Below are 19,420 nucleotides of genomic sequence, written 5' to 3' on the forward strand. Positions count from 1 at the left end.
CCAGGGATCGTAGTGGGGCGGAGTGGTCGGCGGGCTCTTCAGCGACCGGGCCACCCCCTTCGGCTTCTCCTTTGGACGCCCGTAGACTGACGCCGCGCCCGTCTCGCTGCTGCCCAGCTTCGGGCTGAACCGGAACTGGCTGCCGCTCCGGCTCGGCGTGCTGCGCCTGATCGCCGTGCTCGCGACCCTGGCGACTTTCGCTCAGTGGATCGTGCCCGTCGTCGCCAGGGGCATCTTCAACGGCGGCCGCATCTACTACTCCAACGAGCCGTCCTCACTGTACGAATCGCTCCTGCCGTGGCCGGTGCTCAGCGTTCCCGCCTGGCTCACGATCACGACCGGGCTGCTCGCCATCGGATGCGCCTCCGCGTATCTGCTCACGGGAGGCCTGGAGATCTCCTCCGACATCTCGTTCATGTTCTTCTCCACGTCGCTCGCCGGGGTGTTCGCGTTCTTCATCGCCGCGTTCGAGAAGGATCCGACCGGGGTGATCCGGACTCCGGGCGACGACGGATACCCGATCGGGTGGCACTGGGTGGTGACGCCCTTCCTCCTCGTGCTCCTGGTCTCGACGCTCATCGCCGCGACGCGCATGCGGCGTCTTCGCGCTGAACGTCGCCGCAGAAGGGCTCAGCGTGTCGCTGCGTGATGAGCTCCTCGGAACGGCGGAGCCGACGCCGCGCGGCTGCATGCTCTTGGTGCCGCCGGACTGGGGTCGCTTCGTGGCCGATGACGCCGGCCGGGACCAGCTCGTCGAGCTGATGCGGCAGCGCTTCCTGATGGTGCACCGTCCCGACCTCTTCGGCGAGGCCCGTGCGGCCGTGCATCGGCAGTGGGAGCAGCTGCGCGAGCGCGGGACGATCCAGGTCTATCTGCCCATCGCCGCGCCCGTCGAGGGCGGGACGCCGATGAGCGTCGTGACGGTGCCGTGGATCGCCCAGGGCGAGTTCGCCGAGGATGTACGTCGCCGCCCAGGGGCGTGCTCGTCATGGCATCGATCGTGCACCCCGGCGTCGCCGAGGCCGGCCCGGCTCTGGAGGGGTTCACCGCGCTCGCGTCGACCTTTCTTCCTTTCCACGGATGACAGCATGCCGGCATGGGGAGTTGCGAACATCGAATGACGGGGGTCGGCCTCCGTAGTGTTGTATTCCGGGGGCGGGGTGGTCCCGTCCGATTCTTACCGGAGGTGTGGACGATGGCCGATTTCGGTGCGTCTTATGCGGAGATGGAGCAGGTGGCGTCGTCGCTGTCGCAGGCTCGTGATGACATTCAGGGTCAGTTGGACACCCTGAAGTCGCAGGTGGACACCCTGCTGGGTGAGGACTTCAAGACGCAGCACGCGTCGGGGAAGTTCGGTGAGGGTTACGGGGAGCTGACCACGGGTCTGAAGACCGCGGTGGACGGCATCAACGACATGTCCGAGTCGCTGCTGGGCATGATGCGGGCGATCCAGGACCTCGACCAGCAGCTCGCCGGCAACTGAGCGGCAGGCGTCTCCAGGAGGGGGATCCGCGACGGAAGCCGCCGATCCCTCTTCGTCCTCTCTCCCAGGCACACTCCTTCGGGCTGAGCCGGAACTGCCTGCACCCCCGCGTCTCCCCGGCCCCTTGATTCTAAAAACAAACGGATTATCGTTTAGACGTGGACAACGTCACGACGGATGCCGGGAGGATCGGCACCCTCGCCGACCCGACGAGGGCCGCGCTGTACGAGCACGTGTGCGCGCAGCGCGATGCGGTCGGCCGTGATGCTACGGCATCCGCCGTCGGAGTGCCTGCGCACGTGGCGAAGTTCCAGCTCGACCGGCTCGTCGAGGCGGGGCTGCTCGAGGTCGAGTTCCGCCGGCTGAGCGGACGCACGGGGCCCGGCGCAGGGCGCCCGTCCAAGCTGTATCGCCGCGCGTCGGGGACGGTGGCGGTGTCGCTCCCCGCGCGCCGTTACGATCTCGCCGGCCACCTGCTCGCGCAGGCGATCGAGAAGTCGGTCTCGGGCGTTCCCCTCTCCGAGTCCGTCGCCGCTGCCGCCAGGGAAGAGGGCGCGCGAACGGGCGCGACGGTCGTCGGCGACGACGGCCCTGAGCTCGACCGCCTCGGGACCGTGCTCGCGGCGCATGGATACGAGCCGCGTATCGACGACGACCGGATGCTCCTCGCGAACTGCCCCTTCGACACGCTCGCCCGCGACCACACCGCCCTCGTGTGCTCGATGAACCACTCGTACGTCCAGGGCGTGGCCGACGGCCTGGGCTGCGTGCACCTGCGCGCCGCGCTCGACCCGGCTCCCGGACGATGCTGCGTCACCGTGGCGCACACCGACCCGGCATCCGCCGCTTAGGTCGCGACTACCCTGGTCCCATGGCGAAACAGACGCGGCGACCGGGGAGACCGAGCGGTCCCGCGCCGTCCGGACGACGCAACAAGGCCGCGCCGGCCGAGCGCTTCCCGCCCCGCACGCCGCCGAAGAAGACCACCGCCGCCCCCGGCGCCGACGCGAGCGCACCGGAGCAGCCGCGCACCTTCCGCCTCGGGGCGGTCGAAGGCGCGACCCCTGGCCGGTGGATCGACACCTGGAAGACGCGGATGCCGCACGTCGCGATCGAGCTCGTGCCGATCCCGCTGTCGTCGCAACGCGCAGCGATCGACGAGGTCGATGCGGCGCTCGTGCGGCTCCCTCTCGACGATGGGTCACTCCACGTGATCCGGCTGTACGACGAAGTACCGGTCGTCGTCGCTCCTGTCGACTCGCACCTGCTCGCGGCCGACGAGCTGACCGCCGACGACCTCGCCGGCGAGACGGTGATCCCGGTCGTCGACCACCCGCTCGGCGAACTGCGGCTCGATGGCACAGAGCCCGCGAGGTTTCCGCCGCTCACGGCATCCGACGCCGTCGCCACCAGCGCCTCAGGTGTCGGCATCGTCATCGTGCCCATGTCGATCGCCCGCCTGCACCACCGCAAAGACGTCGACTACCGACCCCTCGCCGACGGCCCGACCTCGACCGTGGGTCTCGCGTGGCGCCGGGACCGCACGACCTCCGACGTCGAGACGTTCATCGGCATCGTCCGCGGCCGCACAGCCAACTCGTCGCGCTGACGACGCTCTCGTTAGAATCGCCGGATGGCCTCGCTTCTCTACGTCTGCGTGCGCCCCGAGGTGGGCGCGGCGGATGCCGAGCATGCGTCGTTCCGCCGTGCGCTCGGCGTCGATGTGGTCGATCGCCTGAACCTGCTGGATGAGCCGCTCGACGACGCGAGCCTCGGGCGCTACCGCGGCGTGGTGGTCGGCGGGTCGCCGTTCAACGTGACCGATCCGGCCAAGTCGCCCGTGCAGCGGCGGGTCGAGCGCGACCTCAAACGCCTGGCCCGGCACGCCATCGACGGCAGGATCGCCGCGTTCTTCACGTGCTTCAGCATCGGTGTCGTCACTCGGATGCTCGGCGGCGAGATCACGCTCGACACCCCGGAACCCGCGAGCGCGACGGTCATCGAGACCACGTCCGCGGGGGCGTCCGACCCGATCTTCGGGCCGAGCGCGCCCGCCCTCACGGTCTTCACCGCCCACAAGGAGAGCGCCGTCGCACTGCCGGAGGGCGCCGTGCTGCTGGCGACCAACGCGATCTGCCCCGTGCAGGCGTATCGCGTCGGCTCGCATCTCTACGCGGCGCAGTTCCACCCCGAGCCGACCCCGCGCGACTTCGCGGATCGCATGACGTTCTACCGCACGACCGGATACTTCGACCCCGAGCAGTTCGACCTCGTCCAGGGCCAGGTGCTCGCGGCATCCGTCACCGAGGGCGCCGCTCTGCTGCGGCGCTTCGCCGAGCGCTTCGCCTGAGCCGCGCCGTCCGCGCTCCCGCGCCCGCGCTCCTGCACCCGAAGCCGCCGCCCTCATCCTCCCCACCCGCTCCGAACTCGGACGGATGGCGAAGGGGGCAGGGGCCGGAGCAGCTGGCAGGATGCGGCGGGGTCACCGACCGAGCAGCTCGAGCCTCTCCCGCAGGTACGCCTCGAGGGGCATGAAGCCTCCGGCGCTGCTCCATCGCACAGAAGGCACCCCGTCGATCAGGGCGAGCGGCCCCGATGCGCCTCCGGCATCCACCGCGGAGACGTCGATCTCACTCCACCCGACGTGCACCACGTCGCCCTCGGCGAAGCCGCCGCGCAGCGCCAGCGCACGCCGCTCCGCGCGGTGCCGCGCCGACTCGGCCGTGTATCCGCGGCGCCCCGGCTCGGCCGCGCGCAGCACTTCGGCGGTGGCCAGAGTGCGCCCGTCGGTGAGCAGCAGCACGCCGAGATGCCATGCCTCTCCCACGCGCACGATGCGGTGTCCGCGCCAGCGGGTCTCTCGCTCTTCTCCGAGCCCTTCCTTCGGCACGCCGTCGAGCCGCCGCACGGCGTCGTCGAGCAATTCGGCCGCGGTCGTCACGGCTCCTCCTGCAGAAGCAGGTCCAGATCACCGACGGTCACCTCTTCAGGGTATCCAGTCCCGCCGGATTCGCCGGTGGGCGCGCTTCCACGGCAGAATCGTTGAACACCCCGAGGAGTCTCCATGTCCCAACCCGACACCGCCCGCCTGCTCATCGCCTGCGACGACCAGCCCGGCATCGTCGCCGCCGTGGCCGGCGTGCTCGCCCAGCACGGAGCGAACATCATCTCGCTCGACCAGCACTCGACGGACTCCGAGGGTGGACGCTTCTTCCAGCGCACCGTCATCCACCTCCCCGGTCTCTCCGCCGCGCGCCCGGCGCTCGAGGCCTCGATCGACGAGGTCGCGCAGCGGTTCGGCATGGAGTGGTCGCTGCACGACACGTCACGCCGCAAGCGGGTCGCGATCTTCGTGTCGAAGTACGACCACTGCCTCATGGAGCTGCTGTGGCGCACGCAGCGCGGACAGCTCGACATCGACATCACGATGGTCGTCTCCAACCACCCCGACCTCGCCGAGGCCGTCCGCTCGTTCGGCGTGCCGTTCGTGCACATCCCCTCGGGCGACAAGCAGGCCATGGAGGCGCGGCAGCTGGAGCTGCTGCAGGGCAACGTCGACCTCGTCGTCCTCGCGCGGTACATGCAGATCCTCACCGACGACTTCATCGAGCGGCTCGGTGCCCCGGTGATCAACATCCACCACTCGTTCCTTCCGGCGTTCATCGGCGCGAACCCGTATGCGCGCGCCAAGGAGCGGGGGGTCAAGCTCATCGGCGCGACCGCGCACTACGCCACGGCCGACCTCGACGAGGGGCCCATCATCGAGCAGGACGTCACGCGCGTCACGCACGCCGAGTCCGCCGCCGAGCTGCAGCGCCGCGGCGCCGACGTCGAGCGCCTGGTGCTCGCACGCGCCGTGCAGTGGCACGCCGAGGACCGCGTCATCGTGCACGGGCGGTCGACCGTCATCCTGTAGCCACCCGGCAGGCGCGTTCGAGTCGCACGAATCGCCCTCATTCCGGCCGAAACCGGGCAATTCATGCGACTCGAACGCCGGGTGGTCACCCCGGCAGGCCGGCGGCGAGCTCGGCGAACGCCTCGGATGCCGTGGCGTACCGCGCGAGCGGAGCGGACTGGCCCATCCACAGCGACTGCAGCTCCCCGAGGTTCCGCTCGCCCGCGGCCGCGCGGAACCGCCCGGTGAGCCAGTTCTGCATGGGGAACGGCGCGATCGTGCCGCTCGCCTCGATCGCCCGCACGACGCGGTTGCGCGCGCCGCGTGCCAGCCGCCCGCTCATGGCGCGCGTCAGCACGGTCTCCTCGGCAGCTGTCGCGCGGACGGCGTCGCGGTGCGCCTCGGTCGCCGCCGACTCCGCCGTCGCCAGGAACGCCGTGCCCACCTGCACGCCGGACGCGCCGAGCGCGAAGGCCGCAGCGACACCGCGTCGATCGGAGATCCCGCCCGCGGCGATCACCGGCACGTCGACCGCGTCGACGACCTGCGGCAGGAGCGAGAAGAGTCCGACGAGCGAGTCCTCGGCCGCGCGAAGGAACGAGACGCGGTGGCCGGCCGACTCGGCGCCCGAGGCCACGACGGCATCCACGCCGCCCTCGGCGAGCGCCACCGCCTCCGCCACGGTCGTCGCGGTGCCCATCACCCGGATGCCGCGGCGATGCGCCTCCTCGACGACCTGCGGCGACGGCACGCCGAACACCACGCTGAGCACCGCGGGCGCGGCATCCCAGATGGCGTCGAGCTGCTCCTCCAGGCTGGGCAGATAGCGCTCGGGTCGGGCAGGCACATCGACCCCGACGGCCTCGTAGAACGGCTGCAGCGCCTGGGCGAACACCGCGTGCTGCGCGGCATCCGGCTCCGCCTCGTCACCCGTCGGCAGCCACACGTTCACGGCGAACGGTTTCGACGTCGCCGCGCGCAGCTCCGCGATCGTCGAGCGGATGCGGGGACCGTCGTAGCCGTACAGGCCATAGGAACCCAGCCCTCCCGCCTCGCTCACGGACGCGGTCAGCGCCACGGAGGACAGGCCCCCGAAGGGGCCGAGGACGATCCGATGCTCGAGATCGAAGAGGCTCATGCACCCGACGTTACGCCTGCAGCGCACGAGGCCGGTCCCGTGTGACGCCGCTCAGCCGCCGGTGGTAGCCTCGGGCCGAGGGAGGACGCATGATCCAGTGGCTCGGGCAGATGCTGAGCGTCGTGGCGATGACGCTCGGGCTCACGCCCGCACCGGATGCCGCTGCCATCGGCGTCGCGATCGCGCTCGTCGCCCTCACGACCCTCGCCATCACCCTCGCTCTCACACTGACGCCGTCGGCCGACGCCGATGCGCCGCATCCGCTGCGTGCGATCGACGTGGGAGCCCTCCTCACCCAGAGCGATCCGGATGCCGCAGGGCATCCGCGTCCGCGTGCGCCGGGAGTCGCCGTTCCCGCGTAGTCCCCACCGTCGTCCGGGACTGCGCGGCCTTCGCCGACCCTTCCCGACTCCGAACGGACTTCACGCATGGACATCTTCGCCTTCCCTCCTCTCGCCTGGCTGCTCGACGCGGCCTACCGCGCCCTCGCCGGGCTCGCCGACCTGCTCGCACCCATCGCCGGGGCGTCAGCGGCGGCTCTCGCCGTCGTGCTCGTGACGCTCCTCGTGCGGGCGCTGCTCATCCCCGTCGGCATCTCGCAGGCGCGCGCCGAGCAGACGCGGGCGCGCCTTGCTCCCCGGCTGCGCGAGCTGCAGCGCCGCCACGCCAAGAACCCCGAACGTCTGCAGCGCGAGATGCTCGAGCTGTACCGCAGCGAGAACACCTCGCCGTTCGCGGGGCTGCTGCCGGTGCTCGCGCAGGCTCCCGTCGTCGGCATCCTGTACACCCTGTTCCTGCGGTCGGACATCGCCGGCCACCCGAACACGCTGCTGACGCACGACCTGTTCGGCGCGCCGCTGGGCACGAGCCTCGTGCACATGCTCACGGCCGGGCCGTTCTCACCGGCGACGCTGCTCGTCTCGGGCGTGCTGCTGCTCATCATGATCGTGGTGGCCGACCTCACGCGTCGGGTGTTCCGGTCTCAGCAGGCATCGGCCGACGACTCGCCGCTGTCGTCGCCGGCGATGCTGCGGGTGATGAACGCGCTGCACTACCTCACCGCCGTGTTCGCGGTGTTCGTGCCGCTGGCCGCCGCCATCTACCTCACGGTCACGGTGGTGTGGACGCTGGTGCAGCGCGTGCTGCTGCGACGGCGGTACCCGGTCCCCGGCGTTCGAGTCGCATGATCTGCCCTCTCCGGGCCGATTCGAGGGCAAATCATGCGACTCGAAAGTGGGGGAGGGGGAGGGAGGTCAGTCGGGCAGCGGGATCGAGCCGGTGAAGGGGCCGGGGTCGCGGCGCTCGCGCCGGACGCCGAGCGTGGTGCCGACGCTCGCGGCGATGACGAGTGCGATCGCCAGCATCCGCAACGGCGTCGCGTCCTGCCCCAGGATCAGCCATCCCGCCAGCGTCGCGAACGCCGGCTCCAGGCTCAGCAGCACCCCGAACACCCGCTGCGGGAGCCGCCGCAGCGCCGACAGCTCGAACGTGTACGGGATCACCGACGACAGCACGGCCGTGAGCGCGGCGAGGAGCAGCAGTTCCGGGTCCGCCGCGACCGTCACGGATGCCGGGATGCCGACGGGCAGCAGCAGCACGGCGCCCACCACGAGCCCGACCGCGAGGCCGCCCGCACCGGGGATCAGGGCGCCGACACGGGCGCTCATGCGGATGTACATCACCCAGAACGCGGCGGCGACGAGGATGAACACGAGTCCGAGCGGATCGAGCGGGTCGGCCCCGATCATGCCGTCGAGGCCGAGGAGCCCCATGCCGACCAGGGCGACGCCGACCCACACCGCGTCGGCCAGCCGGCGGGTGAGCACGGCTGCAAGCACGAGCGGCCCGAGGAACTCGATGGCGACGGCCGGACCGAGCGGGATGCGGTCGATGGCGGCGTAGAAGAAGCCGTTCATCGCCGCGAGCGAGACGCCGAACAGCGCAGCCGCCGTCCACTGCGCGCGGTTCCATCCGAAGGGCCGCGGCCGCACGAGCGCGAGCAGCAGCAGCGCCGCGATCGCGACCCGCAGCGACGTCACGCCCCACGAGCCGAGAACGGGGAACAGGTGCGCCGCCACGGCCGCCCCGAACGGCAGAGAGGCGCAGGAGCCGACGACGAGCGCGACGCCCACGAGGGGACGCGACGACGCCGGCTGCTGCACCTCTTCAGCCTAGGCGGTGGCGGTGCGACGCATCGCGCCACGCGACCTGCGACGCACCGTGCTCACGCGGCTCAGAGCGGCTTGCCTCCGGTCACCGGCAGTACGGCGCCGGACACGTATGACGACTCCCCTGCCGCCAGGTACACGTACGCACCGGCGAGCTCCGCCGGCTGTCCCGCACGCCCGAGCGGCGTATCGGAGCCGAAGCTCTCGAGCTTCTCGGCGTCCCAGCCCGTCGCCGGGATCAGCGGCGTCCAGATCGGCCCCGGTGCGACGGCGTTCACGCGGATGCCGCGAGAGCCGGCCTCCGCCGCCAGCGCCTTCACGAAGGCGACCTGCGCTGCCTTGGTCATGGCGTAGTCGATGAGCCCCGGCGAGGGGTTGAAGGCCTGGATCGAGGCGGTGACGATGATGCTCGACCCCGGCTTCAGGTCGGGGTACGCCGCGCGCGCGGAGAACAGCATGCCGGCGAGGTTCGTGTCGAAGACGCGGCGCATGTCCTCGGTGCGCAGGCTTTCGAAGCCCTCGATGTCGTGCTGGTATCCGGCGTTGAGCACGAGGATGTCGAGGCCGCCCAGCGTACGGCGGGCCTCCGCCACGGCATCCGTCGCGAAGGTCTCGTCGCGCACGTCGCCGGCGAGGCTGAGGCCCTTCCGCCCGGCGTCGCGCACGTGCTCGAGGGTCTTGTCGGCATCCTCCTGCTCCTCCGGCAGATGCACGATGGCGACGTCGGCTCCTTCGCGCGCGAACGCGATCGCGACGGCTCGGCCGATACCCGAGTCGCCGCCGGTGATGAGGGCCTTCCGGCCTTCGAGCCGGCCGTGTCCGACGTAGCTCTCCTCGCCGTGGTCGGGGGTGGGGGCCGTCTCGTCGGTGTGGCCGGGCTGATCCTGCTGCTGCTCGGGGAAGCCCTCCTCGCGGTGGGCGTCCCGGGGGTCTGTGGTGCTTTCGGTCATCGGGGATCTCTCCTCCTCGGTCGTCTGCAGTCCATCCAGCCTGCGAGGTCGCACGAGATGCCCCCAGGGGGTTGACAATCCCGACGGACGCTCAGTGCTCCGCGCCCGCACGGAACCAGCGGAACCCCCAGCCGTCGAGCGCGACCCGGAACACGCCGTCTTCGGCTTCGACAGGGCCGACGGGTTCGAGGAGATCGATGAGGCGATCGGGCCCGACCGCATCCTCGTCGATCCGGACCTGCCGCGCGTCGTCGCCGACGTTGTGCACGGCGAGGAACGTCGCCTCATCTGTGCGCAGGGAGTGCACGAGCACCTGAGGGTCTCCGACGTCGTGCAGCACGAGCTCGCCCCACGCGATCTCCGGCGCGGACCGGTACCGCGCGATGAGCGTCTTGATGAAGCTGAGCAGCGAGTCGGGCGAGCGCAGCTGGTCGTGCACGTTGACGTGCTCCGGCCCGTAGCCGCCGCCGGGCAGCTCGCGGACGAGCCGCGAGGGGCGGGCCGTCGAGAACCCGGCGGTGGGGCCGCGCCGCCACTGCATCGGCGAACGCACCGCCCTGCGGTCGCCCATGCCCTCGAGCTCGCCCATGCCGATCTCCTCGCCGTAGAAGAGCAGAGGAGCGCCGGGCAGCGAGAACAGCAGGCTGTACGCGAGCCGGAGGCGCCGCGGCTCGCCCCGCAGCATCGGGGCGAGCCGCCGCACGATGCCGCGTCCGTACACGCGTTGGCGCTCATCGGGCGCCAGGGCCTCGAACACCTCCTCGCGCTCCTCGGCGGAGAGCATCTGTAGCGACAGCTCGTCGTGGTTGCGCAAGAAGGTCACCCACCCTTGCCGCACGTCGACGGTGGGCCGCCGCTTCAGCGACTCGGCGATCGGCCTCGCGTCGCCCCGCACGAGGGCGAGGAAGATCGCCTGCGCCGTCTCGAAGTCGAACTGCAGATCGAGCTCCGTCTCATGAAGGCCGAAGTACTCCCTCTGCTCCTGCTGCGGCAATCCCACCTCGCCGAGGAGCACGGCGTCACCGCGGCGACGCCCGACGAAGCGATGCAGCTCGCGGAGGAATCCGTGCGGATCGGTCTCATCGGCCGCGCCCGGCGGGTTGATGAGGAACGGCACGGCGTCGACACGGAAGCCGTCGACGCCGAGCTGCGCCCAGAACCCGATGATGCGTGCGATCTCCTCGCGGACGCGGGGGTTGGCGAGGTTGAGGTCCGGCTGGTGCCGGTAGAAGCTGTGCAGGTAGTACTGCCCCGAGCGCTCGTCCTTCTCCCAGCTGCTCGCCTCCTCGCCGGGGAAGACGGTGGGCTGCGCATTGCGAGGAGGCTTGTCACGCCACACGTAGTAGTCGCGGTACTCCGAGTCCCGCGAGCGGCGAGCCTCTACGAACCACGGATGCCGGTCCGACGTGTGGTTGAGCACGAGGTCGATGATCACGCGGATGCCGCGACCGTGCGCGATCCGCAACAGCTCGACGAAGTGGCCCAGGTCCCCCGCTCGCCGGTCGACGTTGTAGAAGTCGCTGATGTCATAGCCGTCGTCGCGATCGGGCGTCGGCTGGAAGGGCATGAGCCACAGGCATGTGACGCCGAGATCGGCGAGGTAGTCGACGCGGCTCGCGAGACCCTCGAGATCGCCGGCGCCGTCGCCGTTCGAATCCTGGAACGTCTCGATGTCGAGGCAGTAGTACACGGCAGTGCGCCACCACAGGTCGCTGATGTCCGCAGCTCTCACAGGGTCTCCTCTCGTCGACCGGACGTCTTCTCCTGGCGGGCTGCCGTCAGAGCACCTCGCGCAGCGCCGGAAGGAGCTCGGTGCCGCACCGTCGCAGGAAGCCTGCCTGATCGGTGCCGACGTGATGCAGGTACACGTGATCGAAACCGCGGGCCGCGTGGGCGATGCGCTCGGCCAGGGCCTCGGCCGACCCGGAGATCAGCACCGCCTGGCGGAGCTTCTCGTCGGTCGGATCGGCCAGGGCCTCGAAGTCCTCCGGCTGCTGGAGGTCCCACATCACCTCGGCCGGTGCCGTCGCGTGCGACCACTGCTCACGAGCCACCTCCAACGCCCGGGACAGGGTGTCCTCGAGGCTGATGTGGATCTGCAGCACCGCGTCGCCGCGGCCGCCCGCACCGCGGTACGCCTCCCGCGTGCGCTGCGTCGCTGCGGCATCCGATCCGACCGTGATGAGGCCGTCGGCCCAGCCGGCCACCCAGGTCGCGGTGTCGTCGCTCACGGCCGCACCCAGCAGCGGCGGCGGCGATGCCGGAAGACTCCAGATCCGAGCGTCGTGCACGCGGATCTCTCCGTCGACCGTGACGCGCTCTCCGGCGAGCAGCCGCCGGATCGCCGTCACGCTCTCGAGCAGGCGCCGCTCGCGCGCGGGCTTCTCCGGCCACGGATCGCCTGTGACGTGCTCGTTGAGGGCTTCACCGCTGCCCAGGGCCGCCCAGAACCGTCCGGGGAACATCTCCTCCACCGTCGCGAGCGCCTGAGCCGTGATGACGGGGTGGTATCGCTGGCCCGGTGCGGTGACCAGGCCGATCGGGAAGTCCGTGCGGGCGAGGGCAGCTCCGATCCACGACCACGCGAATCCGGACTCCCCCTGCGCCGTGCTCCACGGCGCGAGGTGGTCGGAGCACATCGCCGCGTCGAAGCCCACCGTCTCTGCGAGCCGCACGGCTGCGAGGAGCATGCCCGGCGGTATCTGCTCGTGGGACGCGTGATATCCGATGACCGTCATGCCGCGATCTTGACTCGTCTTCCCGTTCCCGGACACGGGGTTGACAAGCCGAACGCGTCACGGCGACACGTATACGGACGCACCGGTCGCTGAGCCGGCGCAGCCGCCGACACACCGGGTCGGTTCAGAGTCAGTCGGCGGGGCCGCCCGCGATCTCGCCGCCGCTCGATCCTTCGTGGACCTCGGCGGGCTCCGGAACCAGGTACAGGCCTCCGGGGGAGTTCGCCGTGAACGCGAGCGCTTCGACCCAGGCCCTGTTGATCGAGGGCTGCCGGCTGCCGTAGTACTTGAAGACGAGCGAGCTGGCCGGCTGCATCCAGACCGTGACGCGCCCGCCGCCCACACTGGCGTCCTCACGCCAGCTGAACGGGAACGGCTCTCCCCGCCGCAGCTTCGTGGTGATGACCAGCTGCAGGTGCGTGAGCGCGCGGTCCTCGATCTCCGTCTTCACTCCGCCTTCGTAGATGAACTTACCCATTGAGACTGCTCCTCGCATCGATCCGTCGCCCCACCGACATGGTCTGTCGGAAACATCCCCACCTCGGTAGCGTAGAGCCTCATGGGGGCACTCTTTTACGACGATCATGAGGAGCCGATCCTCATCGACGACACGACCTTGGCCCACCTCAAGGTCGTGATCGCGACGAAGCTCCGGCGCAACGAGAGCTTCACCGTGTCGTGGAAGCATGGCGACGACGACCCGAGCGGCCGCTCGACGATCTGGCTGCACCCGGCCATCCCCTTGCGCTTCGTCTTCGACGATCCCGTCGCCCCGCCCCTGAACCCCGAGTTCATCACGTCGCTCGCGAACGCGGCGAACAGCAGCGGGGGCCTGACGGTGCCGGCGGGCGACGTCATCTCGAGCGGGCTGCCGTCCGGCGCCGCCGGCGGCAGGTCCGAGAACACGCGTCCGCAGGCCGCGAAGGCGGATGCCGTGCCGGAGGCGGCCTCCGGCGACACCGCGGCTGGCAGCGCCCGAAGCTGAAGTCAACCCCCTGATGGGACGGCTCGCGGTCGCCTAGCGTCGAAGCTCCGAGACCGGAGGAGGCTGCGGCTGATGAACGCGCGACACATCGACGAACGACCGGAGAACGCCGAGGCGCCCGAGACGACCCACGCCGAGTACGGCGCAGGCAACCCGCGGCTGCGCATCACGCGCGACGGCGAGCGGACCGAGTTCCCCCTGGTGGCGGATGAGGTGCGCATCGGTTCGGCCGAGGGCAACGAGCTGAGACTCGCCGACACCGACCCGCTGCACGCCACGGTCACGCACGACGACAGGGACGAGTACGTCCTCGCCCTGCACGGCGAGGGCGAGATGAACTCGAACCCCGGCGCCGACGCCACGCACCCCGGGGAGGCGACGGAGACGCTCCGCACCGGCTCGCGCTTCACGGTCGGACGCTGGACGCTCGTGTTCGCGCGAGACGAGTTCGCCGATCACGGCCGTCCCGCCGGCGGGCGGCTGGGCGGCGAGTACTCCGACCAGCCGCTCCAGCCGCCGCGCCCCGACTACAGCGCCGACGCTCACTCCGACTCCGCCGCCGACACGTGATGCGGGATCCCGACGGGCTTCGACTCGGCTGATCCGCGCTGCCGCAGGTAGATCGAGAACGCCACCATGGTGCCGACGGCGAGGAACTCGGATTGCCAGTTCTGCAGGGTGCGATCCCAGAAGTCCGGCGAACCGACGTAGTCGAGCCATGTGAGCGGAGCCGCGCCGTGCATCGCGTTCTCCTCGTTCATCACGACGAGGCCGGCGAGCGACTGGGCGAGCCAGGAGAGCACGAAGATCGCCCCCATCGTGAGCAGCAGCGAGTTGCCGAACACCATGGTGCGCCAGCCGCCGGCCGCCGCCCACGGCGGCGAGTCCGGTCGCACATGGGCGCCGACGAGCTGATCGGCGTCGCTTCCCGGACCCTGATCACCGGGCTTCTTCGATTCGGGCGAGCCGCGCTGCACGAGCCACACGGTGGCCGCGATGAAGAGGAAGAACTGCAGGAACTCCGACTGCCAGTTCTCCGCGACGTCCACGAGGAAGTCGGACGACGTGACGAACTCGCCGAAGCCGATCGTCGGCAAGCCGTGGTCGGCGAGCTCCGCGTTGTTGCGGAAGAATCCGGCGACCGACTGCCCGGCGAGGGCGAGCACGAACAGCGCGAGGAAGAACAGGCTCAGCCCGTTGTCGCGGATGGCGCGGCGCATGTCAGCGGCCCGCCAGCGGAAGGACGATCATCACGGCGAGGCCCACGGCGATGATGGCCGCCCACGTCCAGAACATGGCTCTCATGCCGACGGTCTCGGTCTCCGGTTCACCCATGCGGTCATTCCTTTCTCTGCGTCACCCCGTGCGGACGGAACCCGTCGCCGACGCGGTCGTGCGGTCGGACGGCGCGCTGCACGAGGCGGCCTGAGATCAGGGTCGTGCAGAAGGCGGCCCGCCGCCAGAGGCTTGACGGGCGTGCCCGGCCCTGTCAATCCCCTCGGGCGGCGTCGACGCGCGGCGATACCGTCACGACAGGGGAACCGACCGACACGCACCGACATGTGAGGACGAGCACGATGACCACGACACGAGAGATCATGACGCCCAACCCGCGCTGCATCGGCGAGAACGATTCGCTGCGGATCGCGGCATCCGTGATGGCCGACCTGGATGTCGGCGCCCTCCCGATCTGCGGGGAGGACGGCAAGCTCAAGGGGATGCTCACCGACAGGGACATCGTCGTGAAGGGCATCGCGATGGGGAGGGATCCGGAGAGCACTCCGGCGGGAGCGCTGGCGAACGGCAGGCCCGTGACGGTGTCGTCCGACGACGACGTGCGCGTCGCCCTCGACCTCATGCGCGAGCACCAGGTCCGGCGCCTGCCGGTGATCGAGGACCGTCTTCTCGTCGGCATCGTGAGCCAGGCCGACGTAGCGTTGACGCTGTCGGCTGCCGCGACGGGCAAGACGGTCGAAGGCATCTCGCGCTGACGCGCGCGGCCGGCACCACGACGAGAGGGAGAGCATGGAAGAGGTCGACAGGCTGAGCGCCGTCGCGAGGGACCGAGGTCTGCGCGTGTGCGTGGTGGAGTCGCTCACATCGGGCAAGCTGGCCAGCGTGGTCGGCGCGGGCGAGGGAGCATCCGAGTGGTTCGCCGGCGGCATGGTCGCCTACCTCACGGATGTGAAGGAGAGGGTGCTCGGGCTCACGCCGGGGACCGATCCGTGCTCCGCGGCGTGCGCGGAGCAGCTTGCGACGGGCGCTCTCTCCCTGTTCGACGCCGACGTGTGCGTGTCGACCACGGGCGTGGGCGGCCCGGGCCCCGAGGGTGGGCACCCTGCCGGCACCGTGTATCTCGGCTGGGCCACCCGGTCGGCGACCGGCCATCGCGGCCTGTCGTTCGCGGGCGGACCGGAGGAGGTCATGGATGCCGCGGTGGAGGCGGCCGCGCGGCTGCTGGCGTTCCACGCCGAGAGCGTGCAGCCGGCCGGACCCCTGCGCAGCGGCGCAGGTCAGCCCGGCACCACGCCGATGCGCAGCGGAGCCCCGGACGCGGACGCCGCCTCCATCGCCGCATCCAGCTCGGCCAGCTGACGCACCTGCCCGACGGCTTCGGCGAACGGATAGGCCCTGCCACGGCCGGCCAGGAACGCGACGGCATCCGCCAGGTCGTGAGGAGAGCCGTCCTGCACGGCCGTCACCGTGACGAGCGTCCGTACGATCCGCTCGGCGTCGAACAGCACGGGGCCGGTGCCGACCTCCTGCCCGATGAGCACGACCGCTCCCCCGACGGCGACGCCGTCGACGGCCTCGGCGGCCGCATGCCCTGAGGCGTCGATGACGACCTCGGGGTCGCGTTCGACGCAAGAGCTCCCCAGCCAGCGTGCCGCCATCGCGGCGCGCTGCGGGTCGGGGTCGCAGACCTCCACCGCCGCGCCGAGCTCCGCCGCGATCGCTGCCGCGGTGAGTCCGACGAGTCCGGCGCCGTGCACGCGCACGGGCGCACCGTCGAGGTCACGCCGCGCCGCCGCCACGGCCGCCCACGCGGTCGCGGTCGCGCAGGATGCCGGCGCCAGCACCGCTGCGGGAAGCGATTCCGGCGCCCTCACGATCGCGGTGCCGGAGCGCAGCTGCACGTGGCTGCCGAATGCGCCGGTCAGGTCTCCGTGGGCTCCGATGCGATCGTGACCGTATCGGCCGAGCGTGCGGCACCTCTGCGGGAGACCGGATCGGCAGCGGTCGCACGCGCCGCACGAGATCGTCGGCGACCACACGACGCGGTCGCCGACGCGCAGCGGCGTGCCGTCGACCGCGACGACGCCCGCGTCGCCGATGTCGATGATCCTTCCCACGCTCTCGTGCCCCAGGACCACCGGCGCGGGAGCGGAGCGACGCCCCTGCACCGCGCACACGTCGGTCTCGCAGACGGTCGACAGCTCGACTGCGACGAGCGCGTCGGCGTCGGCCAGCGCGACGCCTGGCACGGCGATCATCTCGTGCGGATGGCCTTCGCCCAGCCACACCATCGCCGTCGCGGCCGGACGCAGCGCGACGTCTCGGCGATGCCCCGGCGGACGGAGGAGCAGCGTGCCCACGTGAGTCCTCAGCGGCCGAGGACCGTCTGGTCCAGCGCGGGCTCCGCGGGCGCGGCCGGGACAGCGGTCATGCCGTCGCGCGCGCCATCCGTGCGGGCGGACACGACAGTGCGGAGCTTCATGGAGGGCCTTTCACGCGGGGACAGTGATCCAGAGAAGACTCTGACAGGCCATCCGCCCGGAAGGACAGGCATCGACGAAGAGTTCAACGCCCGTTCACCCTCCGGCGCGTCCCCCGCATCCGTGCCCGGACACAGAAACGCGATCGCGAGCGCAGTGGTTCAGAAGCCTTAGAAGATCACGCTCGCGATCGCAGCGCTGGGGACGCTTATCTGGGGAGATTCCAGAATAGGTCGCGCACTATCACTGCCAATAGGTTCGAACGTAGAGACCTGATGTGGACTTTCGTCTATATTTTGCGCTTGCACTCAGGACATCGGCAACCGCGCGAACACCTGCCACTCGTCGCCCGAGGGCCCCGCGCTGAACTCTCCGCTCGCTCCGATGACCCGCTCCGCCATGCGGTTCAGTCCGGTCCCGCTCGAGGGCAGGTCGTGCCGGGGAGTGTCGGGAAGGGGGCTGCGGATGGTCAGCGTAGCAGCGTCGTCATCGGTGCGCAGACGGATGGTCACGGGACCCGGCCCCGCGTACTTGAGGATGTTCGTGGCCGACTCGCGCACGATGCGGGCGAGCACGATCTCGGCGACCCGAGGGATCCGGTCGTCCTGCGGATCGCCTTCACACTCGACGGGATGGCCGGCGGCCTCGAACTCGGCGCGCGCCTCGTCGATGGCGGCACCGAGGTCGCCGGTCTGAGGGCCGGCCGCGCGCGGCCCGTCGTCGGCGAGCTCGATGACGAAGCGGAGGTCGGCCATCGCCTTGCGCGCGGCGACGCGGATGGCCTCCTGGGACTCGGCGCTCACCGCGGGGTCGTCGAGCATCTGCACGTGCAGGGCCACCACCGTGAGATGGTGCGCGATGCTGTCATGCAGTTCGCCTGCGATCCAACGCCTCTCGGCGAGGACGGCCTGGCGCTCCTGCTCGGCACTGGCAGCCAGGCGCTGCTCGAGGCGGCGTCCACGAGCGGACGCCAGCCGGAGCGCGTACCCGATCGCGCCGGAGACGGCGGCGAGGATGAGGTGGATGCCCACGTTGACGGGCACCCGGGTGTCCCCGTAGGCGATGATCGCCGAGGAGACGAGGAACACCCCGATATACGAGAAGATCAGTGACGCCCAGCCCAGCCGCATGACCATCCCCGCCGCGAAGGCGGCGGCGGTGAGCACCTGGGTCTCCGTTCCGGTGAGGAAGGAGAGGGCGAAGACGACGGCGAGTGCGATCGTCGCCACGACGGGCGACCAGAGATACAGCGCGAACACGACCGTCGACGCGACGCTGACCAGCAGCGCCCCCAACTCGACGCCCGGCGGCAGGAAGCTGCCGATGATGTCGAGCGCAACGACGATGCCGATGATCCCCAGGACCACGATCCGCTCGATGACACCGAGCTTCTCTCCGCGGCTCAGCCTGAGGATGTCCGCGTCATCTCGAATCGACTGGTCGAAGGGCACGGTTCAGTATCTCCTTTTCGCCAGCTATTCTTAGCGGTAGACACCGAAGAAGTAGCCAACCTGCTGCCAAAAAGTCATAGTAATTCACCCCCTAATCTGGGTCTTTCGTTCAGGAACTCTTATATCCTCGCGGCATCGCCCGCGTTGCACATCTGCCTTTAGACCAGACTTGGTTAGACGAAGGTCTATACGCGCTCGGGGGCGATCCGGGGGCGCCGTTAGGCTTCTCTCATGCCCGAGATCCGCGTTCTCATCGTCGACGACGACCCCCTCGTGCGCTCCGCCCTGTCGCACTTCGTCTCGCGCGATCCGGAGATCGAGGTTGTCGGCGAGGCGGACAACGGCCACGAGGCGCTGGCGTTCCTCGAGAAGGATCGGCCGGACGTCGTCATGATGGACGTGCAGATGCCCGGGATGAACGGCATCGAAGCCACCGCGGCCATCGCCGAGCGCTGGCCGGACGTACGGGTGCTCGCCGTCACCACCCTCGACGGCAGCGACACCGTGCTGCCCATGCTGAGCGCCGGCGCGTCGGGTTACCTGCTCAAGGACTCCAGCGCCGAGAGCATCGTCGCCGGCGTGCGCGAAGTGCACAGCGGCGCGAGCTCGCTCTCGCCGCGCATCGCGTCCCTCCTCGTCAAGCACGTGCGCACCACCGAGCCGCTCGGCGCGGCCGACGCCCTCGAACCGCTCACCGAGCGTGAGTCGGAGGTGCTGGATCGGCTCGCGCAGGGCATGTCGAACGCGGAGATCGCGCAATCCCTCATCGTGTCGGAGGGCACGGTCAAGGCGCACCTCGGCCGGATCATGGCCAAGTGGAACGTGCGCGACCGCGTGCAGATCCTCGTCACCGCGGCGCACGCCGGCCTCGTCGACTTCCGCTGATCCGATCGCGC

24 protein-coding genes are annotated in these 19,420 nt (G+C 70.5%); 14 read left to right on the forward strand and 10 right to left on the reverse strand.

The window, feature by feature from the left end; all coding sequences use genetic code 11:
- Window positions 1–157 precede the first annotated feature (157 nt).
- The 6 genes from AB663_RS01150 to AB663_RS01175 all read left to right on the forward strand — a co-directional run bounded on the left by AB663_RS01150 (window position 158) and on the right by AB663_RS01175 (window position 3,833).
- Window positions 158–649 (forward strand): hypothetical protein, encoded by a 492-nt coding sequence (locus tag AB663_RS01150; protein ID WP_067194748.1) that lies wholly within the window; start codon window positions 158–160, stop codon window positions 647–649.
- Window positions 636–1,121 (forward strand): hypothetical protein, encoded by a 486-nt coding sequence (locus AB663_RS01155; protein ID WP_067194752.1) that lies wholly within the window; start codon window positions 636–638, stop codon window positions 1,119–1,121. Before AB663_RS01150 ends, AB663_RS01155 begins: the two co-directional genes overlap by 14 nt.
- Before the next feature lie 74 nt (window positions 1,122–1,195).
- A complete protein-coding gene (locus AB663_RS01160; protein WP_067194755.1) occupies window positions 1,196–1,483 on the forward strand; it encodes a WXG100 family type VII secretion target in 288 nt (95 codons plus the stop codon).
- 158 nt (window positions 1,484–1,641) lie between these two features.
- Window positions 1,642–2,334 carry a helix-turn-helix transcriptional regulator gene (locus tag AB663_RS01165; RefSeq protein WP_067194760.1) on the forward strand — a complete coding sequence of 231 codons (693 nt, stop codon included), beginning with the start codon at window positions 1,642–1,644 and terminating at the stop codon, window positions 2,332–2,334.
- 20 nt (window positions 2,335–2,354) lie between these two features.
- Window positions 2,355–3,092 carry a LysR family substrate-binding domain-containing protein gene (locus AB663_RS01170; RefSeq protein ID WP_067194763.1) on the forward strand — a complete coding sequence of 246 codons (738 nt, stop codon included), beginning with the start codon at window positions 2,355–2,357 and terminating at the stop codon, window positions 3,090–3,092.
- 24 nt (window positions 3,093–3,116) lie between these two features.
- Entirely contained in the window at window positions 3,117–3,833 is a 717-nt protein-coding gene (locus tag AB663_RS01175; RefSeq protein WP_067194766.1) for a glutamine amidotransferase-related protein, read from the forward strand.
- A gap of 132 nt (window positions 3,834–3,965) precedes the next feature.
- Here AB663_RS01175 and AB663_RS01180 read toward each other — a convergent pair whose 3' ends face one another.
- Window positions 3,966–4,424 carry a glutaminase gene (locus AB663_RS01180; RefSeq protein WP_067194769.1) on the reverse strand — a complete coding sequence of 153 codons (459 nt, stop codon included), beginning with the start codon at window positions 4,422–4,424 and terminating at the stop codon, window positions 3,966–3,968.
- A gap of 123 nt (window positions 4,425–4,547) precedes the next feature.
- Here AB663_RS01180 and purU point away from each other — a divergent pair, with 123 nt between their 5' ends.
- On the forward strand, window positions 4,548–5,399 hold the full coding sequence (purU, locus tag AB663_RS01185; RefSeq protein WP_067194772.1) for a formyltetrahydrofolate deformylase: 852 nt from the start codon (window positions 4,548–4,550) through the stop codon (window positions 5,397–5,399).
- Window positions 5,400–5,484: 85 nt separating this feature from the next.
- Here purU and AB663_RS01190 read toward each other — a convergent pair whose 3' ends face one another.
- The gene (locus AB663_RS01190) at window positions 5,485–6,516 is read right to left on the reverse strand and encodes an NAD(P)H-dependent flavin oxidoreductase (protein ID WP_067194775.1); all 1,032 of its coding nucleotides are present in this window, start codon (window positions 6,514–6,516) and stop codon (window positions 5,485–5,487) included.
- An 89-nt stretch (window positions 6,517–6,605) separates the two neighbouring features.
- Between AB663_RS01190 and AB663_RS01195 the strand changes: the two genes are divergently transcribed.
- Complete coding sequence (locus tag AB663_RS01195) at window positions 6,606–6,878, forward strand: DUF6412 domain-containing protein (protein WP_067194778.1); 273 nt, start codon at window positions 6,606–6,608, stop codon at window positions 6,876–6,878.
- 66 nt (window positions 6,879–6,944) lie between these two features.
- Window positions 6,945–7,703 (forward strand): YidC/Oxa1 family membrane protein insertase, encoded by a 759-nt coding sequence (locus tag AB663_RS01200; protein WP_067194781.1) that lies wholly within the window; start codon window positions 6,945–6,947, stop codon window positions 7,701–7,703.
- A 66-nt stretch (window positions 7,704–7,769) separates the two neighbouring features.
- Here the strand turns inward: AB663_RS01200 and AB663_RS01205 are convergent, their stop codons facing one another.
- From AB663_RS01205 to AB663_RS01225, 5 genes are all read right to left on the reverse strand, one after another.
- The gene (locus AB663_RS01205) at window positions 7,770–8,678 is read right to left on the reverse strand and encodes an EamA family transporter (RefSeq protein WP_067194785.1); all 909 of its coding nucleotides are present in this window, start codon (window positions 8,676–8,678) and stop codon (window positions 7,770–7,772) included.
- A gap of 71 nt (window positions 8,679–8,749) precedes the next feature.
- A complete protein-coding gene (locus AB663_RS01210; RefSeq protein ID WP_067194788.1) occupies window positions 8,750–9,634 on the reverse strand; it encodes an SDR family oxidoreductase in 885 nt (294 codons plus the stop codon).
- Between the two features lie 91 nt (window positions 9,635–9,725).
- Complete coding sequence (locus AB663_RS01215; RefSeq protein ID WP_067194792.1) at window positions 9,726–11,366, reverse strand: alpha-amylase family protein; 1,641 nt, start codon at window positions 11,364–11,366, stop codon at window positions 9,726–9,728.
- 46 nt (window positions 11,367–11,412) lie between these two features.
- The gene (locus tag AB663_RS01220) at window positions 11,413–12,372 is read right to left on the reverse strand and encodes a TIGR03885 family FMN-dependent LLM class oxidoreductase (RefSeq protein ID WP_067194795.1); all 960 of its coding nucleotides are present in this window, start codon (window positions 12,370–12,372) and stop codon (window positions 11,413–11,415) included.
- Between the two features lie 130 nt (window positions 12,373–12,502).
- Complete coding sequence (locus AB663_RS01225; protein WP_067194798.1) at window positions 12,503–12,850, reverse strand: DUF7882 family protein; 348 nt, start codon at window positions 12,848–12,850, stop codon at window positions 12,503–12,505.
- Window positions 12,851–12,931: 81 nt separating this feature from the next.
- On the opposite strand from AB663_RS01225, the gene AB663_RS01230 reads away from it, so the two are divergent.
- Window positions 12,932–13,357, forward strand: a complete 426-nt coding sequence (locus AB663_RS01230; protein WP_442922657.1) for a DUF7882 family protein — start codon at window positions 12,932–12,934, stop codon at window positions 13,355–13,357.
- Window positions 13,358–13,429: 72 nt separating this feature from the next.
- The gene (locus AB663_RS01235; RefSeq protein WP_067194802.1) at window positions 13,430–13,927 is read left to right on the forward strand and encodes an FHA domain-containing protein; all 498 of its coding nucleotides are present in this window, start codon (window positions 13,430–13,432) and stop codon (window positions 13,925–13,927) included.
- Here the strand turns inward: AB663_RS01235 and AB663_RS01240 are convergent.
- Entirely contained in the window at window positions 13,900–14,577 is a 678-nt protein-coding gene (locus AB663_RS01240) for a DUF6766 family protein (RefSeq protein ID WP_067194804.1), read from the reverse strand. The two genes, AB663_RS01235 and AB663_RS01240, sit on opposite strands and share 28 nt — an antisense overlap.
- Window positions 14,578–14,934: 357 nt before the next feature.
- On the opposite strand from AB663_RS01240, the gene AB663_RS01245 reads away from it, so the two are divergent.
- Window positions 14,935–15,348, forward strand: coding sequence for a CBS domain-containing protein (locus AB663_RS01245; RefSeq protein ID WP_067194807.1), 414 nt, complete (start codon window positions 14,935–14,937; stop codon window positions 15,346–15,348).
- Window positions 15,349–15,382: 34 nt separating this feature from the next.
- Window positions 15,383–15,952 (forward strand): CinA family protein, encoded by a 570-nt coding sequence (locus AB663_RS01250; protein WP_083511042.1) that lies wholly within the window; start codon window positions 15,383–15,385, stop codon window positions 15,950–15,952.
- Here AB663_RS01250 and AB663_RS01255 read toward each other — a convergent pair.
- Window positions 15,871–16,953, reverse strand: a complete 1,083-nt coding sequence (locus tag AB663_RS01255; protein WP_067194809.1) for an alcohol dehydrogenase catalytic domain-containing protein — start codon at window positions 16,951–16,953, stop codon at window positions 15,871–15,873. The genes AB663_RS01250 and AB663_RS01255 overlap by 82 nt on opposite strands.
- Before the next feature lie 428 nt (window positions 16,954–17,381).
- Window positions 17,382–18,524: a sensor histidine kinase gene (locus AB663_RS01260; RefSeq protein WP_067194812.1), complete on the reverse strand. Its 1,143-nt coding sequence runs from the start codon at window positions 18,522–18,524 to the stop codon at window positions 17,382–17,384.
- A 231-nt stretch (window positions 18,525–18,755) separates the two neighbouring features.
- On the opposite strand from AB663_RS01260, the gene AB663_RS01265 reads away from it, so the two are divergent.
- On the forward strand, window positions 18,756–19,409 hold the full coding sequence (locus AB663_RS01265; RefSeq protein ID WP_067194815.1) for a response regulator: 654 nt from the start codon (window positions 18,756–18,758) through the stop codon (window positions 19,407–19,409).
- Window positions 19,410–19,420: the final 11 nt, after the last annotated feature.

It is taken from the genome of Microbacterium sp. XT11 (assembly GCF_001513675.1).
Lineage (GTDB): Bacteria > Actinomycetota > Actinomycetes > Actinomycetales > Microbacteriaceae > Microbacterium.